This window comes from Pseudomonadota bacterium, assembly GCA_011049115.1.
Lineage (GTDB): Bacteria > Desulfobacterota > Anaeroferrophillalia > Anaeroferrophillales > Tharpellaceae > DSCM01.
On sequence record DSCM01000059.1, the window covers coordinates 1 to 2,804 of the forward strand.

General features: G+C 44.5%; 3 protein-coding genes and 1 pseudogene. 3 read left to right on the top strand and 1 reads right to left on the bottom strand.

The genetic code is table 11. From position 1 onward, the window contains the following. Positions 1–140 precede the first annotated feature (140 nt). Positions 141–401 (top strand): annotated as a pseudogene (locus ENN66_04995) (alanine--glyoxylate aminotransferase family protein). A gap of 170 nt (positions 402–571) precedes the next feature. Here the strand turns inward: ENN66_04995 and ENN66_05000 are convergent. Then, positions 572–1,081 carry a hypothetical protein gene (locus ENN66_05000; GenBank protein ID HDS15957.1) on the bottom strand — a complete coding sequence of 170 codons (510 nt, stop codon included), beginning with the start codon at positions 1,079–1,081 and terminating at the stop codon, positions 572–574. Between the two features lie 300 nt (positions 1,082–1,381). Between ENN66_05000 and bamE the strand changes: the two genes are divergently transcribed. Further along, a complete protein-coding gene (gene bamE / locus ENN66_05005; GenBank protein HDS15958.1) occupies positions 1,382–1,630 on the top strand; it encodes an outer membrane protein assembly factor BamE in 249 nt (82 codons plus the stop codon). Positions 1,631–1,847: 217 nt separating this feature from the next. Continuing rightward, positions 1,848–2,468, top strand: a complete 621-nt coding sequence (locus tag ENN66_05010; protein ID HDS15959.1) for a hypothetical protein — start codon at positions 1,848–1,850, stop codon at positions 2,466–2,468. The last annotated feature ends 336 nt before the right edge of the window (positions 2,469–2,804 follow it).

A 2,804-nucleotide genomic window follows, 5' to 3' on the forward strand; every position in this document is an offset into this window, starting at 1 on the left:
ACTGCCATATTTATATCGTATTTGCAACACAAAAAAACTTACCGGCGTGAAACCGGCATGATCTTACGCAAAATTACCGAGAAACCGGACGTACCTCGCCCTAACCAATTATTATTCAGCAGAGGGAGTGTCATGCGCAGCTGGTTGCCGGTCTCGGGGATCTGGGGCTTGAGATGCTGGTCGATAAATCCTGTCGTCTGCCGATGCTCAACGCCGTCAAGGTGCCGCAAGGGGTTGATGAAGCTGGTTTGCGCCGCCGTCTGCTCAATGATTATAAAATTGAAATCGGCGCCGGTCTCGGGCCGCTGGCCGGCAAAATCTGGCGTATCGGTCTGATGGGCCATACGGCCCGGCCGGTCAATGTTGAGCGCTTTTTAAAAGCTTTAAGGGAAATTCTGTAGGGCACCTTGAAAAATTGTCTTTTTGCCCAATTACTGCGTTAGGCTCATATTTTAATCCTCAAAATACTAAATGTATTCCTGCGGTTAAAATCTTCGGCTGCCTTGTTCTTGAACAAAAATCCTAATTTTTCAAGACACCCTGTAGTCTGTTTGGCTGAGTAAATTTTTTTTTACGAATCCTGCTGTTGCTCATCGTCTTTTTTGGGCAGGGAACAGCGTTTTTCGAGAATATGACCCTTGTTGTAGATATAGTGGACGATGGTCATGACAAAGATGGTGCCGACACTGATGCCGATCTCCAGAGCATAGGCTTTGTGATCGTAGTGACCAAGTGACATCTCGGCCTCGACAATCAGGATACGGCGAATGCTGGAGATGATGCAGACGTAGATAAATGGGTTGAGTGTGAAAGGGTCTTTTTTCAGAAAGGAGAGGACCGGCCATAAGAGCTCCATGACAATCAGAACCAGCAGAACCATATTGACCGCTTTGAGAAGAGAGTGAACATCATTGAATCTTGCAAAGTAGGTTGCCGCATGGCCGAGCATGCAGAGAGCAATGATGACCAGGGTTAGAGCGACAAAGATATGGACAAGTTCATCGAGGTTAAAAAGTTGGCGGATGATGCGGCAGAAAAACTTATCGGTTTTAGGGGAAGCAGTGTCGCATTTTTTGTCCATTATGAGAACTCCAACCTGATCTGCGTACAAATCTTTTTTATGTTTTTTAAGTTTTTTCGATTGGCTGCCGGCGTCAGGCGGGAGGGCAACGGTCGCAAATTTCAATAGTGTTAAATATAATTAAGTTAGTTGTGAAAAGCAAGTTGATTTTTTCGATTGACGAATGTTTCCATTTACTCTACTTTCTAAGCCCTGGAAGCGTTTTGGGAAAAATTACGGCTTTTACTATGATCTGCCTGATGGTCGACACGGGGTTTTGAGGTTCACGAGAGACGTCTGGGGATCAGTGTTGAGGAGTATATGGAACTGATTTTGTCGGCAAAACCGGTTTCTCTGAAAGGTCTTTCGGAGGTTGACCTGAAGGGGGTCAAGGCCGGTAAGGCTTACAACGGGATGACCAAAAAAGGGGTAATGGCGGCTTTGGGTTATCCCGCCGCCCATGAGACCCCATCGCTTGATGATAACCAGTGGAAGTATTGGCGTAACCGCTTTCGCACCGTGGTGGTCGAGTTTAACACTAATGGGATCGTGAGCAATGTAAGATATTGATATATCTGTCTATAGCTATACTAGATAAATTTAATACTTTTTTCATACTTTAGAAGTTCTCGTTGTCTTTTTTTCATACTTTAGTGCTATTTACATCAATAAAAAAATCGGCTAATATTGGAACACAATGTAAAAATCCAATAGCCGCTTTGAGGGGTAAAGGATAAAATTTTGGTGCCATGTTTCAGGTGCCGGTATGATAAATTGGGAGGAAAAGATGAACAAGAGAATTTTGATCAGAGTGTTGGTTGTGGTCGCAATGCTAATTGGTTGTGCTTCATGGGCTGGGGCTTGGAGTTATAGTACATCTGCTTGGGATAACAGCGCCGGTCCGGTGGTTAGCGGTTCAACCATTGATATGGATTTTTATTTTGGTGAAAGTGATGACCATGCTACCTTTGAATATGGTGAAACTGATGCAATGGGTTCTTTTGTTAATTTTTCCGATGGGGATCCCGCTAACAGATCAGTCAATGGTCAAGTTTATCTTGGCTTGACACCTTTTCAATCAAGTGGTACCCCGACTCAGTTTACATTAGGTACCTTGGTTACCCTATTTGATGACGGTAGTGGAGCGTTTTCCGGTGGTTCAGGAGATGCGCCCGGCGATTATGCTTACTTGGTATTTTTTGCTGATAATTTTGATTACTGGGGTGGGAATAATTGTGGGGATTTTGCATCTTGGGATGGGTCATTTGATAAAAATGACTGTAAAACAGGGATTTCTGTTTGCGTGGTTGGGGTTAAGGCTGCGCCGGTTCCCATTCCCGGTGCTGTTTGGTTACTTGGTTCCGGTCTTGGCTCCTTGCTGATTGCCCGGCGTAAACGTAAAGCTTAGAATTTTAGAAGAACTACATACTGTTTAAGAAAACCCTGCCTGCAATGGCAGGGTTTTTTGTTTTGGAGAACCGGGAAAGGGATTTACGCGTGGGGTTTTTCCTGTTATAAGTATTATCGAAATCAAATTCTTAATCAACCACAGACGCACACAGACCAACCCGGACAATAATTCGCACAGAATTTGCAGAATTTGCAATTAGCTGATAGGAATCGCGGGCATGTAAAGCATTTTGTGTAAACGGTCCGGGTTTGAGTTGTCAGTAAACCGGTAACCGGCCTTCAAATATGATTGAGAATTGGTTCAGGGCCGCCCTCCAGTCCCTGATCGGCATCG